The 22,958-nt window shown below is 70.2% G+C and carries 21 protein-coding genes; 5 read left to right on the forward strand and 16 right to left on the reverse strand.

The window, feature by feature from the left end; genetic code table 11:
• The coding region (locus tag E3T23_RS05700; protein WP_166806218.1) for a chromosome segregation SMC family protein at positions 1–1,418 on the reverse strand (1,418 nt) is incomplete at its 3' end.
• A 182-nt stretch (positions 1,419–1,600) separates the two neighbouring features.
• Here E3T23_RS05700 and E3T23_RS05705 point away from each other — a divergent pair.
• Positions 1,601–2,683 (forward strand): GNAT family N-acetyltransferase, encoded by a 1,083-nt coding sequence (locus tag E3T23_RS05705; RefSeq protein WP_134369425.1) that lies wholly within the window; start codon positions 1,601–1,603, stop codon positions 2,681–2,683.
• Positions 2,684–2,725: 42 nt separating this feature from the next.
• On the opposite strand, the gene E3T23_RS05710 is transcribed toward E3T23_RS05705, so the two are convergent.
• The 10 genes from E3T23_RS05710 to E3T23_RS05755 form a co-directional block, all read right to left on the reverse strand.
• Entirely contained in the window at positions 2,726–4,174 is a 1,449-nt protein-coding gene (locus tag E3T23_RS05710) for a DUF222 domain-containing protein (RefSeq protein ID WP_134369426.1), read from the reverse strand.
• 117 nt (positions 4,175–4,291) lie between these two features.
• Positions 4,292–5,197, reverse strand: a complete 906-nt coding sequence (mutM, locus tag E3T23_RS05715) for a bifunctional DNA-formamidopyrimidine glycosylase/DNA-(apurinic or apyrimidinic site) lyase (protein ID WP_134369427.1) — start codon at positions 5,195–5,197, stop codon at positions 4,292–4,294.
• Positions 5,198–5,248: 51 nt separating this feature from the next.
• Positions 5,249–5,935: a ribonuclease III gene (rnc, locus tag E3T23_RS05720; protein WP_134369428.1), complete on the reverse strand. Its 687-nt coding sequence runs from the start codon at positions 5,933–5,935 to the stop codon at positions 5,249–5,251.
• A gap of 165 nt (positions 5,936–6,100) precedes the next feature.
• Positions 6,101–6,304, reverse strand: coding sequence for a 50S ribosomal protein L32 (gene rpmF / locus E3T23_RS05725; RefSeq protein WP_066596228.1), 204 nt, complete (start codon positions 6,302–6,304; stop codon positions 6,101–6,103).
• A 2-nt stretch (positions 6,305–6,306) separates the two neighbouring features.
• Positions 6,307–6,879: a YceD family protein gene (locus E3T23_RS05730; RefSeq protein WP_134369429.1), complete on the reverse strand. Its 573-nt coding sequence runs from the start codon at positions 6,877–6,879 to the stop codon at positions 6,307–6,309.
• Positions 6,872–9,283 (reverse strand): transglutaminase TgpA family protein, encoded by a 2,412-nt coding sequence (locus tag E3T23_RS05735; RefSeq protein WP_134369430.1) that lies wholly within the window; start codon positions 9,281–9,283, stop codon positions 6,872–6,874. The genes E3T23_RS05730 and E3T23_RS05735 overlap by 8 nt, the downstream gene beginning before the upstream one ends.
• A complete protein-coding gene (locus E3T23_RS05740; RefSeq protein WP_134369431.1) occupies positions 9,280–10,743 on the reverse strand; it encodes a DUF58 domain-containing protein in 1,464 nt (487 codons plus the stop codon). Before E3T23_RS05740 ends, E3T23_RS05735 begins: the two co-directional genes overlap by 4 nt.
• 4 nt (positions 10,744–10,747) lie before the next feature.
• Positions 10,748–11,719 (reverse strand): AAA family ATPase, encoded by a 972-nt coding sequence (locus E3T23_RS05745; protein ID WP_241977651.1) that lies wholly within the window; start codon positions 11,717–11,719, stop codon positions 10,748–10,750.
• A gap of 86 nt (positions 11,720–11,805) precedes the next feature.
• Positions 11,806–12,294, reverse strand: coding sequence for a pantetheine-phosphate adenylyltransferase (gene coaD, locus E3T23_RS05750; RefSeq protein ID WP_134369432.1), 489 nt, complete (start codon positions 12,292–12,294; stop codon positions 11,806–11,808).
• 58 nt (positions 12,295–12,352) lie between these two features.
• Positions 12,353–14,551, reverse strand: a complete 2,199-nt coding sequence (locus tag E3T23_RS05755) for an ATP-dependent DNA helicase RecG (RefSeq protein WP_134369433.1) — start codon at positions 14,549–14,551, stop codon at positions 12,353–12,355.
• Between the two features lie 119 nt (positions 14,552–14,670).
• On the opposite strand from E3T23_RS05755, the gene rsmD reads away from it, so the two are divergent.
• Complete coding sequence (gene rsmD / locus E3T23_RS05760; protein ID WP_134369434.1) at positions 14,671–15,249, forward strand: 16S rRNA (guanine(966)-N(2))-methyltransferase RsmD; 579 nt, start codon at positions 14,671–14,673, stop codon at positions 15,247–15,249.
• Between the two features lie 138 nt (positions 15,250–15,387).
• Here rsmD and thiL read toward each other — a convergent pair whose 3' ends face one another.
• On the reverse strand, positions 15,388–16,395 hold the full coding sequence (gene thiL / locus E3T23_RS05765; RefSeq protein WP_241977639.1) for a thiamine-phosphate kinase: 1,008 nt from the start codon (positions 16,393–16,395) through the stop codon (positions 15,388–15,390).
• Between the two features lie 24 nt (positions 16,396–16,419).
• Here thiL and E3T23_RS05770 point away from each other — a divergent pair, with 24 nt between their 5' ends.
• The 3 genes from E3T23_RS05770 (at position 16,420) to E3T23_RS05780 (ending at position 18,472) form a co-directional block, all read left to right on the forward strand.
• Positions 16,420–16,935 (forward strand): DUF3515 family protein, encoded by a 516-nt coding sequence (locus E3T23_RS05770; protein WP_134369435.1) that lies wholly within the window; start codon positions 16,420–16,422, stop codon positions 16,933–16,935.
• Positions 16,936–17,173: 238 nt separating this feature from the next.
• On the forward strand, positions 17,174–18,232 hold the full coding sequence (locus E3T23_RS05775) for a YeeE/YedE family protein (protein WP_134369436.1): 1,059 nt from the start codon (positions 17,174–17,176) through the stop codon (positions 18,230–18,232).
• A gap of 12 nt (positions 18,233–18,244) precedes the next feature.
• The gene (locus E3T23_RS05780) at positions 18,245–18,472 is read left to right on the forward strand and encodes a sulfurtransferase TusA family protein (protein WP_134369437.1); all 228 of its coding nucleotides are present in this window, start codon (positions 18,245–18,247) and stop codon (positions 18,470–18,472) included.
• 106 nt (positions 18,473–18,578) lie between these two features.
• On the opposite strand, the gene E3T23_RS05785 is transcribed toward E3T23_RS05780, so the two are convergent.
• From E3T23_RS05785 to murA, 4 genes are read right to left on the reverse strand one after another with little or no spacing between them, the layout of a single operon-like run.
• A complete protein-coding gene (locus E3T23_RS05785) occupies positions 18,579–19,697 on the reverse strand; it encodes a D-alanine--D-alanine ligase family protein (RefSeq protein ID WP_134369438.1) in 1,119 nt (372 codons plus the stop codon).
• On the reverse strand, positions 19,600–20,727 hold the full coding sequence (locus E3T23_RS05790; protein WP_241977641.1) for an NAD(P)H-dependent glycerol-3-phosphate dehydrogenase: 1,128 nt from the start codon (positions 20,725–20,727) through the stop codon (positions 19,600–19,602). Before E3T23_RS05790 ends, E3T23_RS05785 begins: the two co-directional genes overlap by 98 nt.
• Positions 20,717–21,487 carry a lysophospholipid acyltransferase family protein gene (locus tag E3T23_RS05795; protein WP_420898302.1) on the reverse strand — a complete coding sequence of 257 codons (771 nt, stop codon included), beginning with the start codon at positions 21,485–21,487 and terminating at the stop codon, positions 20,717–20,719. Before E3T23_RS05795 ends, E3T23_RS05790 begins: the two co-directional genes overlap by 11 nt.
• A 58-nt stretch (positions 21,488–21,545) precedes the next feature.
• Positions 21,546–22,868, reverse strand: a complete 1,323-nt coding sequence (murA, locus tag E3T23_RS05800) for a UDP-N-acetylglucosamine 1-carboxyvinyltransferase (protein ID WP_241977652.1) — start codon at positions 22,866–22,868, stop codon at positions 21,546–21,548.
• Positions 22,869–22,958 lie beyond the last annotated feature (90 nt).

A 22,958-nucleotide genomic window follows, 5' to 3' on the forward strand; every position in this document is an offset into this window, starting at 1 on the left:
TCCCGCAGACGTTCGACCTCGGCCTCCGTCTGGGCGACGGCGGCCCGGGCCGTCGCCGCGGCGACCGCGGGGTGGCTCTCGCCGGCGTCGACGGCGCACCCGTCAAGGGCCGCGGCCTCGGCGGTGAGCCCGGCGAGGTTGTCCGCTGCCGTGCCGACCCGGCCGCGGGCGGCATCGAGGGCGTTCTGCTGCCGCAGCACCTCACCGCGCACGGAGGCCAGCCGGCCCGCCGCGGTCTCGGCCTGCCCGACCAGCTGGGAGAGGTGCAGGTCGTGCCGGGAGACCAGCACGGCCTGGGCCGCAATCTGCTCGTCGAGGGCGTCGAGGCGGGCGCGGGCCTCCACGGTGGCCGCGCGGGCGGCAGCCCAGGCAGAGTCGGCCACGTCGATGCGGCTCCGCAACGTGTCGATCTCGGCCGCGGCATCCGTCAGCATGGCCGTGGTCACTCTCGGTCCGGCGCCGACGGGCTCGGCCTGCGAGCCGAGCAACGCCAGCCGCTGGTTGGCGAGGGTGTAGAGGCCGCGCAGGCGTTCCTGCACGGATTCGAGGCCGAAGCTCGTGCGCCGGGCCACGTCGACGGCGTCGCCGACCTGCTCCTGCTCGAGCCGGCTCAGGCGGCGCTGCCTCGTTTCGAGCTGCTCGGTCAGCACGAGGCGTTCGGCGTGCCGCTCGCTCTCGGTGCGGCCGTGCGCGTCGAGGGCTGTGCGCAGCGTGACGACGTCGTCGGCGAGCAGCCGGGCCCGCGCATCACGGGCGACGGCGGCGATGGTCTGCGCCTCCCGGGCGATGTCAGCCTGGCGCCCGAGCGGTTTGAGCTGCCGGCGGATCTCCCCGGCCAGGTCGCTGAGCCGGGTGAGGTTGGCCTGCATGCCGTCGAGCTTGCGAAGGGTCTTCTCCTTGCGCCGACGGTGCTTGAGAATGCCGGCGGCCTCCTCGATGAACCCGCGCCTCTCCTCGGGGCTGGCGCGCAGCACGGCGTCGAGCTGCCCCTGCCCCACGATCACGTGCATCTCCCGGCCGAGACCGGAGTCACTGAGCAGTTCCTGCACGTCGAGAAGCCGGCAGGTGCGCCCGTTGATGGCGTACTCGCTCGCGCCGTTGCGAAAGAGGGTGCGGGAGATGGTGACCTCGGTGTAGTCGATCGGCAGCGCACCATCCGTGTTGTCGATGGTCAGCGTCACGGCCGCCCGGCCGAGCGGGCCTTTGGTGGACGTGCCGGCGAAGATGACGTCTTCCATCTTGCCTCCGCGGAGGGTCTTCGCGCCCTGCTCGCCCATCACCCAGGCGAGCGCGTCCACAACGTTGGACTTGCCCGAGCCGTTCGGGCCGACCACGCAGGTGACGCCGGGTTCGAAGGCGAACGTCGTCGGATGGGCGAAGGACTTGAAGCCTTTCAGCGTGAGGCTTTTCAGATACACGGTTTCGCCCCCTTTCGTCGCTCGTCGCCGATCGTCATCGATCGCACCGGCCGCGGCTGCCCGGCGCGCCGCCCCCGTCAACGGTACCGGACAGCGCCGACACAGCCCGGTAGGCGCGGCCCCCGGCGGTAAGCGCGGGCTCGGCAGGCGGCGCGGCCGTGGCGGCGCTACGCTGGCCGATCATGGGGACCTTCCGCTTCGACGTCGACGAACTCGCCATTCCCGCCACCCCGACAGCGGCCGGCTGGCCCGACTTCGCGGCCGCCAACCGGGTGCGCAACGCGGTCGAGTCCGCGGCGTACGGCACCACCGACCTGGAGATGACCGCCGAGGAGGTCCTGCCCGGCTGGCGCAGCCAGAGCTGGGAGCATAGACGACTGTTCGTGGCCCGCTCTGATGGCCGCGTCGTCGGGCGCGGCCACTACGAGACCCTCCCGGAGGATTCCGCCGACCACACCTGGCTGGCCGTGCAGGTGCTCCCCGCCTACCGCCGGCACGGCATCGGATCCGCCCTCCTCGATCGGCTCGAGGCCATCGCGCGCGCCGAGGACCGCCGCGTGCAGATCGTCTACACCCCGTCACCGGATGCGCCGGGTGAGCGCCTGCCCTCCCCCACCGGATTCGGCTCGGTTCCGCTCGGCAACCCCGAGGTACGGTTTCTGCAGCACCGCGGCTACCGCCTCGAACAGGTCGTGCGCGCCAGTCGGCTGGCCCTTCCCGTCGACTCCGCTCCGCTCCGCCGGCTGCGGGAGGCCGCCGCCGCCCAGGCCGGCCCCGACTATTCCGTGGTGCGGTGGGTCGACCGCGCCCCAGCGGAATGGCTGCCCGACCTGGCCCTTCTCTACACGCGCATGAGCACGGATGCCCCGAGCGCCGGCCTCGCCGAGCCGGAGCAGCACTGGACGCCCGAGCGCATCGTGCAGGAGGAGCAGAAGGCCGCGGCCGGCCCCCGCACGGCGCTGACCTCGGCCGTGCTGCATGGTCCGAGCGGCCACCTCGTGGGATTCACCGAACTCGAGGTGCCGGCGGAGTCCCTCCGCTCGGTGAGCCAGGAGGACACCCTCGTGCTGCGGGAGCATCGCGGCCGCCGGCTGGGCATGCTGTTGAAGGCGGCGAACCTGGAGCTGCTCGCGGCGGAGCACCCCGGGCATCCGTCGGTGACGACCTTCAACGCCGAGGAGAACCGTCACATGCTCGCCGTCAACGAGGCCATCGGTTTCGCGCCGATGGGCTACGAGGGAGCCTGGCGCCGCGACACCGCCTGACCATCTCCCGCGACGCTGGTCGAGCCGGTCGAGACCCGAGAGCTACAGCTTCCCGCTCTTACCGGGCAGCGCGATCAACTTCTGTTCCGGGTCCACTTCCACCGGTGGCCGCAGCCAGTACTCGGTGCCGGTTCGGATGATCGTCCAATGCCGGTTGTGCAGCAGCAGATGGTGCGGGTGGCAGAGCAGTACTCCGTCGGCGAGGTCGGTGTAGCCGTTGTCTTTCAGCCATTCGTTGATGTGGTGGGCCTCGGTCCAGGCCGGTGATTTCTCGCAGTCGACCCAGCGGCATCCGCCGTCGCGTACCGCCATCGCGGCGCGCTGTGTCTCAGTGAAGAGGCGTTCGTCGCGGCCGACGTTGATGATCTGGCCGCCTTCGTCGAACTGGATGCCGCGGGTGCCGGTGTCGCAGAGGAGCCGGTCGATGGTTTCCTGCGAGATCGGGACCGGGCTCCCTTCGATCTGCCCATGGGCAGCCGGTTCGGCGGCTCCAGGCTCAGCCGACTCAGACCGTGGAGGCGTGAGCGCTTTCTCGGTCACGATCACCCGCACCGAGGGCCGGCGGCCGCCGAAGACCCGGCCGGGGTCGGCCTCGCCGGCGATCTTCAGCAACTGCACGAGCGAGTCCGCGGCGATCTGCTCCGTGCTGCGCGAGTCGTCCTGGATGCGCTTCGCCCAGGCGGCCTTCTCCTTGTCGACGAAACGGACGCCTCCGCGGCGGGGTGCGGTGATCGAGTCGAAGACGGAGAGCACGAACTCGCCGTCTTCGGGCGCGAACAGCCCGTTCAGGCGCACATTGCCGTTGCTAAGCCGGTAGACCTTCAGGTAGCGGTCGTCGTGGGCCTGCTTCTCCCGGGCGGCGATGCCGGCCTCGTCGAGGGAGTCGCGCATCCGCCGGGCACGTTTGAAGACCTCGTCGGCGTTCAACGACGACGCTTCCGCCAGAAGCGACTCCAGCGCAGTCCCGAGCTTTTCGGCCGTGACTGCGGTGTCGATCTTGCCCAGCCCGGCCCGGATGGACTCCGCCGCGTCGACCGAGAGGATTCCGTCGGTCACGGCCCGGGCGATCGGGGCCTGCCAGGGCACCTTGGCGACGAAATCGGCGATGTCGGCGGCGTCCGCGTCGGACGAGGAGAGCGCCTCCTCGACCTGCTTCTCGGCCGCCTCGGCATCGGCCATCATCGTGCCGACCGCGACCAGCTTGTACGCGTCGCCCTTGGAGGAGCCGGTCCATTTCTGGATCAGGGCCTCGGGTGAGAGGAACCCCTGCTGAGCGGCCAACCCCGCATGCCCCAGCTCCGGCCGGGAACGCTGGGCGATGGTCGCCGCCATCCAGACGGAGTAGGTGTCCAGGAGGCGGCGGGCCGCAGCGATTCGCTTCTGGCCGGCCAGCGCGTCGACGTCGGGCAGGGCCGCCAGGTCAGCGCTCGAGGAACCCAGCAGTGCCACGGCGTCGGCCGCCCGCCTGAGTTCTTCCGCGAGGTTCGTCATGTGACGAGAATATCCGATCACGAACAAATAGTCGAGAGTTCGTCACTTATTGGGGTCAATTAAGGGTGCCAGTTTCGTTTGCTTGTTCGAGTGGCCACTAGAACGCAAGCGTCAGCGTCAGCGGAGTCGCTGGCAGCGCGGGCAGAGGTGCGAGCTGCGATTCATAAACTGCCGCCGCACGAGCGGCGTGGCGCAGCGCGGGCACGGCGATCCCTGCCGGCCGTAAGCGGACAGACTGTGCGCGAAGTACCCGGATTGCCCGTTCACGTTCACATACTGCGCGTCGAAGCTGGTTCCGCCCTCTGCCAGGGCCCGATTCAGGATGCTGCGCACGGCGGCCAGAAGCGCCCGCGCCTTCGCGGGAGACAGGGAGTCGGCCGGCTGCTCGTAGTGCAGGCGGGCGGCGAAGAGCGCCTCGTCGGCGTAGATGTTGCCGATTCCGCTGATCAGCGTCTGATCGAGCAGCGCCCGCTTGATGCCGGTCTTCTTCCGAGCCAGGGCCGCCAGGAACAGCGGGGTCGAGAACCCCGGGTCGAGCGGGTCCCGGGCGATGTGCGCCACCTGCGACGGGATCAGCCCCGACCAGGGTCCGCTCGCCCGTCCGGAGAACCCGGCGGGCAGGCCGTCCCGGGTGGGCTGCATGGCGTCGACGGCCATGCTGCCGAAGATGCGCTGGTCGACGAAGTTGAGCCAGAGTTCACCGTGGTCGGGGTGGTCGAGCGCCAGACGGATGCGCAACTGTCGGTCGGCATCCGTGCCCGGGCTGCGCAACAGCACCTGCCCGCTCATCCCGAGGTGCACGACCAGGGCACGCCCGGTATCCAGAGGCAGCCAGAGGAACTTGCCTCGACGCACGGCAGCCAGGACGCGGTGGCCCTGCAGCATTTCGGTGAACGGCCCCAGGGCCGGGTCATGTCGCCGCAGCGAGCGTTCCTCGAAGACCTCGACGCCGGCGATCACCGCCCCGGTGACAGCCGGCTCGACGCCGGCGCGAACGACCTCGACCTCAGGCAGCTCGGGCATGCGCGCCGTTCAGCCGGCCGGAATCAGAAGGGGCTTTCATCACGGGAGGCGTCAGGGAGAGCTGAGCCGCGTCCAGGCGTCGAGGGCGGCGGCCATTTCGGCGTGCTTCTTGCTGGTGCCCTCACCGACGGCGGTGACGACGCCCACCGTGACGGTGGCGATGAAGACCTTGGAGTGGTCGGGGCCGCTCTCGGCGATGGAGTACACGGGAATCCCGGAGCCCAGCCGCGCCGCGGCTTCCTGCAGGCTCGTCTTGGGGTCCATGGAGACACCGAAGTGCCCCGGGTCGCGCAGGAGCGGCTCGATCAGGCGCAGCACGAGTGCCGTCGCCGTGTCTCCGCCGGAGTCGAGGTAGACCGCGCCGATGAGCGCCTCAACGGTGTCGGCGAGGATGGACGACTTGTCGCGCCCGTTGGTGAGTATCTCGCCGCGACCGAGGCGCACGAACGCGCCCAGTCCGATGCCGCGGGCAATGCCCGCGAGGGCAACGCTCGACACCAGGCTGGCCCGGCGTTTGGCCAGGTCACCCTCGTCGAGCTGCGGGTACTCCCGGTAGAGCATGACCGTCACGGCCTGCCCCAGAATCGAGTCGCCCAGGAATTCCAGACGCTCGTTCGTGGGCCCACCGCCGTGCTCGTACGCGTACGAGCGATGGGTGAGAGCCAGCTCCAGCAGGGCCGGATCGAGCTGCACACCGAGAGTCGCCAGCAGGGCCGAGTCCTCGGGCAGGCCGTTCACGAGCGCCCGCCGGAAGCATGCCCGTCGGAGACATGCCCGTCGAAAACATGCCCGCCGAAAACATGCCCGCCGAAAACACTGATGCCGCGACTCAACGGACCGGGACCCTCAATCGGGACCCCCGGCATCCGTCGGCGCGGCATCAGACGTTCAAGCACGACGGAATTAAACGTCGGCGACCTTGCGGCCCTTGTATTCCATGAACAGCGCCGTGCCGGCGGCGTCGGTGACGACCTTGGCGCGGTGCGGCAGGCTGTAGACGACTTTGCCGTTTTCCATGGTCTTGACCAGGGTGGGAGCCTCGGCCTTCCAGCAGGAACGACGTGAACGGGTGTTGGAGCGTGATTGCTTGCGCTTCGGGACTGCCATGACTACTTCTCTTCTCTATCCGTTTCAGCCTGGATGTCTTCATCCGTGCCGCTGCTTTCGGAAGCTTGGAATTTCATGAGCGCGGCCCACCGGGGATCGCGCTTTTCTTCGGGTACGAACTCAGGGGCCTCGGCAAGCCGTTCACCGGTCTCGGGGTCGAGACCTGGGCAATCCGGCCGGCAAACCGGCTGGAACGGCAGTGACAACACCACCGCATCCCTGATCAGAGGTTCAAGATCCACGTGGTCATCTTGAACCTCACTTTCATAAGCTTCGTCTAGAGAGTACGCGAAAAGCTCGTGAAACTCGACTTGGACCGGCAATTCGACGTCGATGAGGCATCTGCCGCACTCTCCGGCGGCGATCCCGGACACCTGGGCCGACACGAGGATGCCCTCGTGCAGGGTTTCCAGGCGCAGATTCGCGACCAGGCCGGAGCCGGCCTTCACGGCGACCAGGCTCTCGCCGAGGTCTTCCGGGACGACGATTTCGAGGTGCCGTTCGTGCATGGTGCCCGGGCGGTTGATCAGGTCGCGCACATCGACCTTGTACGGGGTCTTCTTAAACTTACTCACGGGCGTAGATTCTACGCGTTCGCGGCTGGGAGTCCGTGCGTCGCTCGGCGGGCCGCCACAGCGAAGCGGGCAGCAGCGTGGCCCGCGCCCGCGCCCGCCGGTCTGACGCCGAACGGATGCCGCGGAGCACCATGTCGAGGTCGGCCAGGAGTTCCGCCGCCCGCGGGTGGGACGCATCGCCGCCCGGGCGTCCGTAGCGGCTCTGCTCCGCCCCGACCAGGATCCGGTCGAGGGCGGCGGCCGCGGCACCGATACCGGCGCCCCGCGCGCCGGGCGCCGATCCGATCAGTACCCGCAGCCGGGCGGCGAGCTCGCGCGGCGTCTCGGTGTCGCGCACGAAGACACCGTGGTCCACGGCCGTGTCGCTGATCTCCCGCCACGCGTCCGCGGCTCCGCTCCGGCCGGACAAAATGCCCCGGCGCCGCAGCATCCGCCGGGTCACCCGCCAGGCGGCCGGCAGGAGGAGCAGCGCGAGCGTCCCCAGCAGGAGCAGTCCGAGGCGGAGGATGCCGCCGAGCTCCTCCGCGAGCGAGGAGGCGTCGGACTGGGCGTCGGCATTCTGTTGGCCGCCGAGGTCCTCGGGACGGGGCGCATTCGACGGGGCGTTCGCCCCGGATTCGCCGAGCGGCACGGCGGCGGCATCGTCTCGCGTGTACGCGGGCACGGCGCCACGGCCGGGCGTGGGCTCGAAGGGGACCCAGCCGACGCCCTCGAAGTAGATCTCCGTCCACGCATGCAGGTCGTGGGTGTCGACGCTGTACCGGCCGACCCCGGCGACGGAACCCGACGCGGACAGCGACCCGGGCTGGTAGCCGATCGCGATCCGGGACGGGATGCCGATCGAGCGGGCCATCGCGGCCATCGCCGAGGAAAAGTGGACGCAGTACCCGGTCTTGACCTCGAGGAAGGTGCTCACGACGTCGATGCCGCCGCCGTCGTAGCCGTCCTCGACGGGAGCCTCGGTGTCGTAGGCGAAGTCGCTGCCGCGCAGGTAGTCCTGCAGGGCGCGCGCGGCGTCGTACGCGGTCGCCGTGCCTGCGGTGACCTCGCGGGCGGTGTCGCCGATCAGGGCCGGAGTCTCGGCCGGCAGTCTCAGGCTGCGCCGGATCTCCGCCGGATAGGCACCCTCGGCCTGCCGCAACTGCTCCGCCGTCGGCTCCAGAGTGAGCGCGGTGACGGTGTATTCCTGGCCGATGGTCGTGTCGCCGGGACTCGCAATGGACCCGGTGCCCTCATTCCAGTACCACGCACCCAGCAGGCCGGTCACCGAACGGGCCGGCATCGGGGCCGGCAGCCACCGGGTCGCCAGGTCGTCGATGCCGATGCTGGTGATCGTCTCGCTCGTTTTGATCTCGGGTGAGAGCCCCGGCGGCAGGGCGATATCGTCGACGGTGTTCTCCCGGCTGCCCGGCGCAATGCCGGCGACCCAGTTGCGGCCGGTGAATTCTTCGAGCGTCAGCAGCCGCAGGTAGGGCGGCCGGGTCGCCGTGGTGCGGTAGTGCAACACCGGTTCGGCGTCCGGACGGCGCAGGTCCTGGCCGAGGTTGATCATCGGGCTGACACCGTTGGAGAACAGCAGGTTGCTGCCCGGGCGCGTCCCGGTGACGCTGCCTCCGGGCAGCACGGGCGCGGTGACGCTGACCACGATCGCGGCCACGATCGCGACGCTGCCCACGACGACAGCGCCCCCGGGCGCGCCGGGCGCGCGTTTCCACCCCTGAGAGACCGAGCCCGGACGCGCCGGAACCGGCGGCCGTTGGAGGCTGCCGGCCTGGCGCATCCGGATCTCGACCCTGAGGAGCAGGAGGTAGGCGACCGCCGTGAGCACGAGGGCCGGCAGGTTCGCCGCACCGGTGAGAACAAGCCCCGGCACGAGCACCGGCACCAGCACGGGCAGTCCGGCGAGCGCGGGCACCCGCAGAATGACCGCGAGCGTGTCGAGCAGGATCGCGATCATGCCGGCGCCCGCCGAGAGCAGGAACAGGATGCCGACAGTGGCCTCGGCCGGCGTCGACTGCTGTTCGACGGAGACCGCCCCGGAGAACACCAGGTCGCGGAAGCGGTCGACCGTCTCCCCGGTGGGGATCAGCCAGAGCCAGCCGCTTCCGGCGCCGAAGAACAGCGTCAGCATCGCCACGAGCACCCCGAACCCGGCGAGGGGCCCGAAAAAGGCGGGCAGCCCGGCGCGGCGGAGCCCCGCGGAACCGAGCAGCACGCCGGCGGCCGCGAACGTCATCAGCCACCACCAGCCCGTGTCCTCGAGCAGCGGACCGAGGCCGGCGTTGGCCACGACCAGCAGCAGCAGCAGCGCGAAGGCGAGCGGCCACTGCGCCTGCTTGAGTCGGGCCGCCCGGGCGGACGGTCCGCGCCGTGCGGGGCGGATGCCGGCATCAGGAGGGGTCATGCANAGGGGTCATGCACGCGCCTCCTCTCTCCGATCAAGTCCTCCCAGGCCCGGGGGATGTCCCGGGCCTGGTGCACGGGGATGCACCGCCAGCCGGCCTCGCGCAGCCGGCGCACGGCATCCGTGTCGACCGTGTCCAGCACGAACGCCACCGCCGGCCGGCTCTGGGACACGAGGTCGGCGAGATCGACCAGGTCCCGGTCGTCGACGGCGACGAGCACCGCGAAGGTCGGCAGCAGCCCGCCGAAGGCCCGGTGCGTGCGGCCCGTCCCGGACGCTCCGGACCCGGGTGCACCCGGTGCGACGGATGCCGCGGGTTCGGGCGTCAGGCCGGCCCCGTCGGCGGTCCTCGCCCGGTCCACCCCGTGCTCCGCGGTCTCCCCCGGCTCGTTCGGGTCCACCGGAACGACCCCGGCCAGCCCCTCCAGCAACAGCGCCGCTCCGCCCGGCGGCAGGAAAACGGCGGGCGGGTCGCCGAGCGGGTTCGGGCCGAGCGCGACCAGGTCGACCCGGTAGCCGGCCGCCAGCAGGTGCACGCCCACGGACGCCACCAGCTCGACGGCCACCTCGAAGGCCCGCTGGAGGCGCGGCCGGCCCGCACCGTCGCCACCGTCGCCACCGGCCTCCGTGTCGCCACCGGTGCCGGTCGTCGCGCCACCGCGGCCGCGCAGCGCGGTGTCGAACACGATCCGAGCGCCCGGGTTGCTCTGCTCTTCCTCTTGCCGCACCATGATCTCACCCAGGCGTGCCGTGGCCGGCCAGTTCACGCGGCGCAGCGGGTCACCCGGCCGGTATTCGCGCGCAATCAACGGGTCCGCGTTGTGGTGCAGGCGCCGGAGCCGCTCCGGCACGTCGCCGTCGTTCTGGGCGCCGGTGAGGCCACGCCCGGCCAGGACGGTCACCCGGGGCGTCACCACCAGGGCCTGCGGCTCCCCGACGGCCCACTCGCCCGCTGCGAGGCCGAAGGGGTCAGAGCGCCCGATCAGCACCGGGCCCGTTGCGTAGAGGCCGCGCCGGGGAGGGGTGAACCGGTACTCGAACCTCACGCTGTCGGCGCCGTTGTCCGGGCCGCCCTCGTAGGCGTCGAGGGCGGGCAGCGGCGTTGCGGCCGGAGGGGTCAGTCCGAGGTCGGTGGTGTCCCGCCGGCGCACGGTGTCCCGCAGTCGGAGGCCCGACACGGGCCGGGAGGAGAGGTTCCGCAACCCGAGCCTCACGACGACCTCGCCGCCGGCCGGCACGACGTGTGGCCGCAGCGTCCGGGTGGCGCGCAGGCGTACCGGACGGATCAACACGTACCCGACCGCGGCGACGGGGGTCGCCAGCAGCAGGCCCGCGACGAACAAAAGGTCGCGCTGGTCGTTCAGCAGAGCGAGGAGCAGCAGGCCGGCACCCGCGGCCAGGAACATCCCGCCGCGGACAGTGAGCCGGGGGAACCGGGCGCGCCGCTGCTTCGCAGGCATGGCGTCACGGATGCCCGGGGGCGCCGACGGGAACGGGGGTGGCAGCCACAATTCGGCGAACGATGTCGTCGACGACCGGGCCGCGGTCCTGATGGTGGCCGACCACCCGGCTGCTCGCCACGAGGCGGTGCCCCAGCACGGCGACGGCCAGCGAATCGATGTCGTCGGGCAGCACGTAGTCCCGGCCGTGCAGCGCCGCCCGGGCCTTGGCCGCCCGGATCAGCTGCAGCGTGGCGCGCGGGCTGGCGCCCAGGCTCAGGTCGCGGTCGTCGCGGGTGGCCCGCACCAGGCTGACCGTGTACTCCTTCACCGCCGCGGAGGCGAACACCCCCCGCACGGCCGTCATCATGCCGCGCAGCTGGTCGGCGGAGACGACCGCCTCGATGCCGGCCAGCGGGCTCGCCGTGTCGCGGGCATCCAGCATCATCAGCTCGGATTCGGTGTCGGGGTACCCCATTGAGATGCGGGCCATGAACCGGTCCCGCTGGGCCTCGGGGAGCGCGTAGGTGCCCTCCATCTCGATCGGGTTCTGGGTGGCCACCACCGTGAAGGGCGGCGGCAGCAGGTACGTGGCACCGTCGACGGTGACCTGGCGTTCCTCCATGCATTCCAGCAGCGCCGACTGGGTCTTCGGGCTCGCCCGGTTGATCTCGTCGCCGATCACGATATTGGCGAAGATGGCGCCCGGCCTGAACTCGAACCGGCGTTCGACCTGATTGAACACAGACACGCCCGTCACGTCGGAGGGCAGCAGGTCGGGGGTGAACTGGATGCGGCTGACCGAGCAGTGCACGGACTTGGCCAGAGCCTTGGCCAGCATGGTCTTGCCCACACCGGGAACGTCCTCGATCAGGAGGTGCCCCTGGGCCAGCAGCACGGTGAGGGCCGTGGTGACGGCCGCCCGCTTGCCGTCGATGACGGTTTCCACATTGCGGATGATCGCTCGGGCCGCCGCCTCGACGGAAGGCAGGTCCATCAGGGTCTCGTCGTCCGCGTCGACGACGGGGCCGCCCGCGCTCCCGGCGAGCGCCGGAACGGGCACCGAGCGCATGGGCGAGGCATTCACACGGGTGCCTTCTGCAGGAATGCCGCCACGGCAGGCGGGACGTATGGGGAGATGTCGCCGCCGAGTGCGGCGACCTGGCGCACCAGGGAACTGGACACGTGCGCGTTGGCGGGGTCCGGGAGCAGGAAGATCGTTTCCACGGCGGCGAGGTTGCGGTTGACGATCGCCATCGGGGTCTCGTAGGCCACGTCCACCTGCGACCGGATGCCCTTGATCAGCACGCTGGCGTCGACCTCCAGGCAGTATTCGACGAGCAGTCCCATGTTCCAGGAGGCCACCACGATGTTGCCCGGCAGCCCGGCGTCCAGGATCGACCGCTGCAGTAGGGAGACCCGCTGTCCGATCGGCAGCAGAGCCGTCTTGGCGGGGTTGTGCACGACGAGGACGTGCAATTCGTCGAAGAGCCCGGCCGCCCGTGCAATCACGTCGAGGTGACCCCGCGTGACAGGGTCGAATGATCCGGGGACGACGGCGATCCTGCGCATGCGATCACCCTAGCCCCAGACCGTGAACGGCACCTGAACGTGCGTTGATCTTGGCCGGTCAGGACTTGGTGAGCGAGGCCCGCTCCGCGTCGTCGAGTCGTCGTCGCACCGCATCCCGCAGCGCCGGGACCGTGTCAAGGTGCGGGTCGTGCTCGCTGAGGCGCTGCGCGTGGGCTCGGGCCTCTCCGATCAGGTCGCCGTCGGTCGCCACCCGCAGCAGGCGCAGCGAGGAACGCCCCCCGGACTGGTTGCTGCCGAGTACGTCGCCCTCCCGGCGCAGCTCCAGGTCGACCTGGGCCAGCTCGAACCCGTCGAGGGTGGCCGCGACGGCCTCGACCCGCTGGCGCGCGATGGTCTCCGCCTCCGCGGACGTGACCAGGAGGCAGAGTCCCGGAACGCCACCGCGGCCCACCCGGCCGCGCAGCTGGTGCAGCTGCGAGACGCCGAACCGGTCGGCATCCAGCACCACCATGGCGGAAGCGTTGGGCACGTCGACGCCGACCTCGATGACGGTCGTCGCCACGAGCACGTCGATCTGACCGGCTGCGAACGCACGCATGGTCTGGTCTTTGTCCTCGCTGCTCATGCGCCCGTGCAGCGGCTCGATGCGGGCGGAGGCCAGGGCCGGGTTGCGGCGCAGTTCGGCGAGCACCGTTTCGACGGATGCCGGCGCGGCCGCATCGGGATCGACCTCCGCGCCCTCCTCGAGCTGCTTCGGGGCGATGGCCGGGCACACCACGAAACCCTGGCGGCCCAGGGCGAGTTCTTCCGCCAGCCGGGTCCACACCCGGGTGACCCAGCCGGGCTTCTCGAACAGGGGAACGACGAACGTCTCGATGCCCTGCCGCCCCTCCGGCAACTCCGCGATCGTGCTCACATCGAGGTCGCCGAACACGGTCATGGCCACGGTCCGCGGGATCGGGGTGGCGGTGAGCACCAGCACGTGCGGCGGCACGGCCCCCTTCTGCCGCAATGCCTCACGCTGGTCGACACCGAACCGGTGCTGCTCATCGACGACGACCAGCCCGAGGTCGAAGAACGTGACCTTGTCGCCGAGCAGCGCGTGCGTGCCGATCACGATCTTCGCCTGCCCGGACACCACCCGCAGCAACGCCTTGCGGCGCTCCGGCACCGAAAGCTGCCCGGTCAGCAGGGTGGGCATCAGCTCGCTCGCCGGCTCGGGGCCGAGCGACCGCACGATCGAGCGCAGGTGTTGGGCGGCCAGAACCTCGGTGGGGGCGAGGAAGGCCGACTGGCCGCCCGTGTCGGCGACGGCGAGCATGGCGCGCAGGGCCACGACCGTCTTGCCGGAGCCGACCTCCCCCTGCACGAGCCGGTTCATCGGATGGGTCTCGGAGATGTCGGCGGAGATCTCCCCGGCCACACTCTGCTGGTCCGCGGTCAGGGTGAAGGGGAGGGCGGCGTCGAACCGGTCGAGCAGCCCGCCGGGCGTCGGCACGCGCGGGGTGGATTGCTGCTGCCGGGCGGTGAGTCGCTGCTGCACCAGAGCGCTCTGCAGCACGAACGCCTCCGTGAAGCGCAGGGTGTCCCTGGCCCGGCGCCAGTCCGAGTCGGTTTCCGGGCGGTGGATGAGTTCGAAGGCGCGGCCCTGCGGCAGGAGCCCCCGCTCGGCGCGCAGCTCCGGTGGGATCGGGTCGGGCACGGAAAGAACGCTGTCGAGCAGGATCTCGATGGTCTTCGCGACCTGCCAGCTGGCCACGGTGTTGGTGGCCGGGTAGATCGCGACGGGCTGCTCGATCCAGAGTTTGGCGGCCGCGGCATCCGTGGGCATCTCGGGTTCGTCGTCGGCGCCGGGACCGAAGAGCTTGTAGGTGGGGTGGGTGAGCTGCAGGTGGCCGCGGTAGTCGGTGACCTTGCCCGCGAACATGCCGCGCATGCCGGGCAGGAGCTGCCGGGCCCGCCAGGACTGGTTGAAATAGGTGAGGGCCAGGATGCCGTGGCCGTCGGAGATCTTCACCTCGACGATCGACCCCTTGCGGGCCTTCATCGGGCGTTCCTCGACCGAGCGGATCTCCGCCACGATGGTCACGTTCTCGTCGAGCGGGAGCAGGCTGATCGACGAGAGCTCGCCGCGGCGGGCGTAGCGGCGCGGGTAATGGCTGAGCAGATCACCCACGGTGACCACACCGAAGGCCTTGCCCAGGGCGACGGCCGTCTTACCGCCGACCACGTTGGCCAGCTTGCTGTCGAGGGTCACCGGGGCGAGGGTGGTCTCCGCGGCCTCCGAATCGCTCATGCTTCGATCGTAAGCGGGACGTGCGACCTGCGGGGCCGGTTCGCGGCGGGTTCGGGCCCGCCGCGCCGCAGGGCGCGCCCGAGACCTCGGTCGGTGGCGGGCGATAAACTCGACGGGTTATGACGCGAATCGTTGCCGGGTTTGCCGGTTCCCTGCCTTTGGCGGTGCCCAAGACCGGCACCCGCCCCACCAGTGACCGGGTGCGGGAGGCGATCTTCTCCGCGCTCGACGCGCGCGACATCATCCGTGGCGCGCGGGTTCTCGACCTGTACGCCGGGTCGGGCGGGCTCGGCCTGGAGGCGGCCAGCCGCGGAGCGCGAATCGTGACCCTGGTCGAGAACAACTTCGGCGCCGCCCAGCTGTGCCGTAAGAACACCGAGGCCGTGCTGCGCGCGGCCCCCAAGCGCGACGCCCCGAAGGTCAAGGTGAGCAGCCAGGCCGTGCAGTCGTTCCTCGCGGCCACCGGCGACGGGTTCGACCTGGTGTTCATCGACCCGCCCTACGACCTCGCCGAGACCGAACTCGGCCACAACCTCGCCGCCCTGGCGCCGCTCCTCGACCCGGACGCCCTCGTCATCGTGGAACGCAGCTCACGCTCCCCCGAACCGGTCTGGGGCGCGGGCCTCGCGTCGGACCGGCGCAAGGACTACGGCGACACGACCGTCTGGTACGCCTCCCCCGTGCTTCCCACCGCCTGAGGCGCCCCGCTCGCGGCTCCTCGCGGCTCCTCGCGGCGCACCCTATGGCTCGCGGCGCATGCTCTAACGTGCGCCCGCTTCCCCAGGGTGCGCCGCCGCGACGGATGGCGACGGCCGTCGGGAAAGCCGGCTCGCGGTTCAGGCGACGGCGCCGTCCCAGCCTCGGTAGGGGTCCCAGCCGACCTGGTCGTGGGGGCGGCCGTCCACCAGGACCCCGCCCGCGGCATCCGTCACCACACCGAGGGCACGGAAACCGTCGGGGAGCACGGTGCCCGGCGGGAAGGTGACCAGCAGGCCGTGGTCCTCGCCGCCGCCAAGGGAGCGCTCGACGTTCTCGCCGAGCGCCGACCGGGCGAAGTCGATGCCCACGCCGCTGGCCCGGGCGAGGCGCCCGGCGTCGAGGGCGAGTCCGTCGGACACGTCCAGCATCGCGGTCGCGCCGGCCGCGGAGGCGGCCGGTCCGCGGTCGATGGGCGGCACGGGGGCGAGCTGCGCCGCGACCGCCTCGGGATGCTGCGCCCGCAGGATGTCCGCCAGCGCGGCATCCGGGACACCGTCTTCATCCACGGCGAGCCGAAAGAGCAGGTCCAGGCCCCGCGCGGCCTCACCGAGACGCCCGGCCAGGGCCACAACGTCGCCTGGCCGCGCCCCGGAGCGCAACACGGGATCGCGCCCCTCGAGGTCGCCGAAGGCCGTCACCGCCAGCGTGAGGGCGTCGGAGGCGGACAGGTCGCCGCCGACGACGCCGCAGCCGGGGGCCAGCGCCTCGCAGCAGTCGCGCAACCCGTCGGCGATGCCCTCGATCACCGAGATCGGCGTCGCCGGCGGGGCGGCGATCGCCACCACCAGCGCGGTCGGGCGGGCACCCATGGCGGCGACGTCGGACAGGTTCGTCGCGGCGGCCTTCCAGCCGAGGTCGTGCGGACTCGACCAGGCGAGCCGGAAGTCCGGGCCCTGGATCATCATGTCGGTGGTGACCACGTAGCGCCCGTCCGGGGCCCGCATCACGGCGGCGTCGTCGCCGGGTCCGAGGAGCTGGGCGGCGGAGCCGGGCAGCCGGGGGAAGATCCGGGCGAGAACCTCCCCTTCGCGAAGATCGGCCAGCGTTTCACTCGTGGGGAGCATCGCGCCCGCAGCATTCGTCATGCTTCAAACGGTAGCCTGAATGCAATGACTCCCCGCATCCGCTTCCTCCGCACCGGCCTGGCGCTCACCGTCGTCGCCGGCACCGTGCTCCTCACCGGATGCACGGCGATCGTGCCGCTGGAACCGGCCGCGGATGCTGTCAATCCCACCTGCGCCGACCTCATCGTTCGCCTGCCGACCTCGGTGGCCGAGCTGCCGGAACGCGAGACGAACGCCCAGGCCACCGGCGCGTGGGGCACCCCAAGCGCGGTCCTGCTGCACTGCGGCGTGACCGTACCAGCACCAACGACGCTCCCCTGTCTCACGGTGAACGGCATCGACTGGATCGAAGACGACTCGGATGCCCCGCTCTACCGGTACACCACCTACGGCCGCGACCCGGCGACCGAGCTGATCATCGACTCGGACAAAGTCAGCGGGTCCACGGTGCTCGTGGACCTCGCCCAGGCCGTGGGCAACATCCCCGCGACGGGTCAGTGCGTCGGCGCCGAGGACCTGCTGCTGCCGACCGATGGTGAGACCCTGCCTCCCGCCCCCTAGCCGGCCGGACCTCGCCGAGCCGTGAGAAGCGCCCCTGAAAATCCCTAAAGCGGGGGCGAAACTCACGGCTAGGCGAGGATGCGGGCCTGTTCGGGCGACTTTCGGCGCGGTGCTGTCAAGTGTTACGCCTCATTTCGTCATGCCGCGACGTCTGGGAGCAGGGCCGCCGGCCGACCCGTAACGTCGCCGGGGAGTCGCCGTCAGCAGGCGTGCGGCCGCTGATGGACGGGGACACGACATGCTTCTCACCGGACTCGGCCTGGGCCTCGCCCTGGGCTTCACCATGCAGCGGGGCAGGTTCTGCGTGACCGGCGCGTTCCGGGACCTCTGGATCACGGGCAGCACGCGCTGGCTGACCGCCTTCCTAATCGTCGTCGCTGTGCAGAGCGTGGGTGTCTTCGCCCTCGACGCGGCCGGTGTCATCACCCTCGACCCCCAGCCGTTCGCGTGGCTGGCCACGATCCTCGGCGCGTTCATCTTCGGATTCGCCATCGTGCTGGCCGGCGGATGCGCCACGGGCACGTACTACCGGGCTGGCGAGGGTCTGGTGGGCAGCTGGTTCGCCCTGATCTTCTACGCCCTCTTCTCCGCCATGTCGAAGACCGGCGCACTCGCCGGCCCCGTCGCCGCGCTCCGCGGGGTGACCGTCCCGGCCTCAACCATCCACGGGTTCCTCGGAGTCTCACCGTGGCCGCTCGTGGCCATCCTCGTGACCGGCGTCGGCCTGCTCGCCCGGCATCATCTGCGCCTGCGATCGCCCCTGCCGATGGCGTCCTTGCCGGCCCGCAGCACAGGCCTCCGGCATCTCCTGTTCGAGAAGAAATGGGGCGCGTTCACCACGGCACTCATCATCGCCGCGCTCGCCATCCTCGCCTGGCCGCTCAGCTGGGCGACGGGCCGCGAGTCGGGGCTCGGTATCACCGGTCCGTCCTCGGCCATCGTCAATTACCTCGTGCAGGGCGACGCAGAGGTCATCGACTGGGGTGTCTACCTGGTGCTCGGCATCCTCATCGGGGCGTTCATCGCCGCGAAGGGCAGCGGGGAGTTCCGGATTCGGATTCCCGATGCCCTCACCACGGTGCGCAGCATCGGCGGCGGCGCGCTCATGGGCGTCGGCGCCAGCCTGGCGGGCGGCTGCACCATCGGCAACGCCATGGTGAACACCGCAACGTTCGGCTTCCAGGGCTGGGTGTCGCTGCTCTTCATGATCATCGGCACCGGCGCCGCGACCCGCCTTTTCATCACCGGATCGGCGAGGGTCGGGACCTCCCCAGCACTCGTCCCGGCCAACCGCTAGAAGGACAACACCATGGCACAGCACGTACTCGAAACCGACGGTCAGGTCTGCCCGTTCCCCCTGGTCGAAGCCAGGGACGCCATCGCCCGGCTGAACCTCGGCGATGAGCTCATCATCAACTTCGACTGCACCCAGGCAACGGATGCCCTGCCGCGCTGGGCGGCGGAGAACGGCTACCCGGTCACCCACTTCGATCGCATCGGTGAAGCCCAGTGGACCATCACGGTGCAAAAGGCGTAGCCGCCGCCACACGACCTCGCCACACCCCGCCGAACCGTGAGTAACGCCCCTGAAAAATCAAGAAGCAGCAGCGAAACTCACGGCTCGGCGAGTATTTCCCGGGCGGCTAGACCGCCAGGCGGAGCGCGGCCGGCGCGGCGCGGTGCGCCAGTGCCACCTCGATCAGTTCGTCGATCAGCTTCGGGTAGGTGAAGCCGCTGGCCAGCCAGCAACTCGGGAACATCGAGATGGGGGTGAACCCGGGCATGGTGTTGATCTCGTTGATCACCCAGCCGTCACCGGTGAGGAAGAAGTCCACCCGGGCCAGGCCGGCACCGTCGATCGCGTCGAAGGCGCGGATGGCCAGGGTCTGCATCTCGGCCAGTTCCACCGGGGTGAGGTCGGCCGGGCAGACCAGGTCGATGCCGGACGCACCGAGGTACTTCGCGGCGAAGTCGTAGAAGTCCCGCCCGGTGACCCGCACCTCGCCGGCGACGGATGCGCGCGTCGGCTCCCCGGGACGCCCCTGCAGCACCGCGATCTCGAGTTCGCGTCCGCGCAGGCCGGCCTCGATCAGAATCTTGCTGTCCTCCAGCAGGGCCACCCGCATCGCCTCGGCGAGCTGGTCCAGGTTCGACACCCGGCTCACGCCCACGCTCGACCCGGCCCGCGCCGGTTTCACGAACACGGGCAGCCCGAGTTCCTCGGCCGCCGCGAACGCCATGCCGGGAGCCTCGGCCCAGTCGCCGGCGGTGATGGTGCGCCACGGGGCGACCGGCAGGGCAGCCTGCTGGAAAACGGTCTTGGTGAAGTGCTTGTCCATGCCGAGTGCCGACGCGAGCACGCCCGAGCCCACGTAGGGCAGCCCGACGAGTTCGAGCAGCCCCTGCACGGTGCCGTCCTCACCGAACGGGCCGTGCAGGATCGGGAAGACCAGGTCGACGTTGCCGAGCGAGCGGTAACCGTCGCCGTCGCTGACGGTCAGCTGGCGGCTGAGGCTGCTTTCCGGCCACCGGATGCGGGTGCCGTTGTCGAAGACCTCCGGCAGTGCGTCGGCGTCCAGTGCGAACCGGGCCGGATCATCCGCTTCGAGCACGAAGGCGCCGTCCCGGGTGATGCCGATCGGGATGACGTTGTAGCGGTCGCGGTCAATCGCCGCGAGGACGCCCCCCGCTGTGGCGCAGCTGATCGAATGTTCGCTTGACCGACCCCCAAAGAGCAGCGCCACCGTGAGCTTGTTCGTCATCAATCGTCCTTTCACCCTGCGGCTCGGCTGAGTCCGTGGTCAGGTGCGGGGCCAGGTCCCGCGGTTTCAGAGTACCGGCCAGCACCTGGCGGACCTGCTCGACGATGGGCATGTCCACCCCCTTGGCGCGGGCGAGGTCAAGAATGGGGCCGACGGATGCGAGGCCCTCGGTGGTCTGCTGCATCTGCTTGACGACGTCATGGATGCCGTAGCCCTGGCCGAGGAGCCGCCCGGCGGTGTTGTTGCGCGACAGCGGCGACTGGCAGGTTGCGATCAGGTCGCCCAGGCCGGCCAGACCGGCCAGGGTTTCCGGATGCGCGCCGTAGGCCACCGCGAAGTCGGTCATCTCCACGAGGCCGCGGGTGATGATCGACGCCTTGGTGTTCTCGCCGTAGCCGACGCCGTCGACGATGCCGATGGCCACGGCGATGAGGTTCTTGAGCACGCCGCCGAATTCGGTGCCGATGACGTCCGTGTTGACGTAGGAGCGGAAGTAGCGGTTGCGGGCCAGCATGGCCACGGCCTGCGCGGTCTCGAGGCTGTTCGAGGAGACCACGGCGGCCGTCGGTTGCTCCTTGGCGATTTCAAGCGCCAGGTTGGGCCCGGAGATCACCGCGATGAGGTTGGGGTCGATCGGCAGGATCTCGGCGATGATCTGGCTCATCCGCAGGCCGGACCCGCGCTCGACGCCCTTCATCAGTGACACCACGATCGCCCCGGGAGCCAGGAACGGCTCGGCCAGGATCAGGTTCTCGCGCAGTGACTGGCTGGGCACCGACACGAACACCTGCTCGGCGCCGGCGAGGGCCAGGTCGAGCCTGGATGTGGCGCGGAGACCGATCGGAAGGTTGATGCCGGGCAGGTAGTCGCTGTTGCGCCTGGCCTCGCTGATCTCCCGGGCGAGCTCGGGGCGCCGGGCCCAGAGCACGACGTCCGCTCCGCCGTCGCTCAGGATTTTGGCGAACGTTGTGCCCCAGCTTCCGGCACCGAGAACGGCGACGCGCTTGCCGGGCTGGATCTTAGGCTTCAAAACGGCCGGTCTCTTTCTGATCGTGCTCGGCCGGGTTCCAGCGCTCGCGCGGCGCCGTCTCATCCCGCAGGTCTTCGAGCAGCCGGGTGATGGCGGCCATGACGAGAGTGGTGGCCTCGTTGAGCGTCGCCGCGTCGAGGCTGCGGCCCCGGAACCGGTCCAGGTCGAGCGGTTCCCCGATCTTGACCAGCACGGTCTTCCGCGGGAACAGGCTCAACCTCTTCGAGTAGCGCGGCATGATCTCCTGCGCTCCCCAGTGGGCCACCGGCACGATCGGAATGCCCCGCTCGAGGGCGATCCGCACGGCGCCGGTCTTGCCGCGCATCGGCCAGAGCCCGGGGTCCCGGGTCAGCGACCCCTCGGGGTAGACGACGACCATCTGGCCGCGTTCGACCAGGCGCTCGGCCGCCTTCACGGGCTCGCTGCCGCGCACGCTGCCGCCGCGCAGCACCGGGATCTGCCCCGATTTTCGCAGCAGCCACCCGATCACCGGAATCGTGAAGACGGATGCCTTCGCCATGAACCGGGGCGCGCGCCCCAGCTTCCAGCTCAGCACCCCCATCAGAACGGGGTCGATCTCGCTGAAGTGGTTGGGAGCCATCACGAACGCCCCCGCCCGGGGGAACTTCTCGGCGTCGGTGACCTTGAACCGGACGGCGAGATTGATCACCGGAAGGATCAGCAACGCCAGCACCCAGAAAACCGACGGGCTGTTCTTTTCCGAACGTCCCCTGCCCGGGTTCACCGCTTCACGGGAGATATTGGCCTGGGGCGTTGGATCGGGCACGGGCGCGTGATCTGATGCTGGCACGGCCCCATTATCCTTCGAGATCGAAGTCAGCCCCCAACAGTTGAAGCTTGGTGATGAAGTTCTCGTAACCGCGGCTGATGATTCCGACGTTGCTGACCGTGGAGGTTCCCTCCGCGGTCAGGGCGGCGATCAGGTGGCTGAAGCCGCCGCGCAGGTCGGGAACCTCGATGTCGGCGCCGGTCAGTTTCGTCGGCCCGGTGATGACGGCCGAGTGGTTGAAGTTGCGCTGGCCGAACCGGCACGGGTGCCCGCCGAGGCATTCCCGATGGATCTGGATGGTGGCGCCCATCTCGACGAGAGCATCGACGAAGCCGAAGCGCTGTTCGTAGACGGTTTCGTGCACGATCGACACGCCGTGCGCGTGGGTCAGTGCGATCACGAGCGGCTGCTGCCAGTCCGTCATGAAGCCGGGGTGGACATCCGTCTCGATGATGACGGGCTTGAGGTCGCCGCCCGGATGATAGAAACGGATGCCGTCGTCTTCGATGTCGAACGCCCCGCCGACCTTACGGAACACGTTCAGGAACGTCAGCATCTCGGGCTGGCGCGCGCCGCCGACGAAGATGTCACCGTCGGTGGCCAGGGCCGCGGCTGCCCAGCTGGCAGCCTCGTTCCGGTCGAACAGGGCGCGGTGGTTGTAGCCCTCGAGGCGTTCGACGCCCTCGATCCGGATCACCCGGTCGGTGTCCACCGTGATGACGGCGCCCATCTTCTGCAGGATGTTGATGAGATCCATGATCTCGGGCTCGATCGCCGCGCCCTTGAGCTCGGTGATGCCCTCCGCGCGTACGGCGGTGAGGAGCACCTGTTCGGTCGCGCCGACGCTCGGGTAGGGCAGGGACACCTTGGTTCCCTTGAGCCCGTTGGGCGCGGACATCCGGATGCCGTTGGGCTGCTTCTCGACGACGGCGCCGAACTTGCGCAGCACGTCCAGGTGGTAGTCGATCGGGCGGTCGCCGATGCGGCAGCCGCCGAGGTCGGGGATGAACGCCTCGCCGAGGCGGTGCAGCAGCGGGCCGCAGAACAGGATCGGGATGCGCGAGGAACCGGCGTGAGCATCGATCGCCGCGAAGTGCGCGCTCTCGACGTCGACCGGGTCGAGCAGCAGTTCGCCGGGCTCGGCGCCGTCGGTGACCTTGACGCCGTGCACCTCGAGCAGCTGGCGCACGATGCGCACATCGCTGATGTTCGGCACGTTCTTGAGCGTGCTGGGGCTCTCGCCCAGCAGCGCCGCGACCATGGCCTTGGTGACCAGGTTCTTGGCACCCTTCAGCTCGATCCGGCCGACCAGGGGGATTCCGCCGCGGATGGTGATCCGATCGCCCTGCAGCCCGACGGCCGCACCCCAGTTCTGGGAGTTCTCGCGATTCTGCGCGTCCGACCGGTTCTGGTCGTCTTCACGGTTCTGGGTGATTTCGCT

The organism is Cryobacterium cheniae, assembly GCF_004403395.1.
GTDB lineage: Bacteria > Actinomycetota > Actinomycetes > Actinomycetales > Microbacteriaceae > Cryobacterium > Cryobacterium cheniae.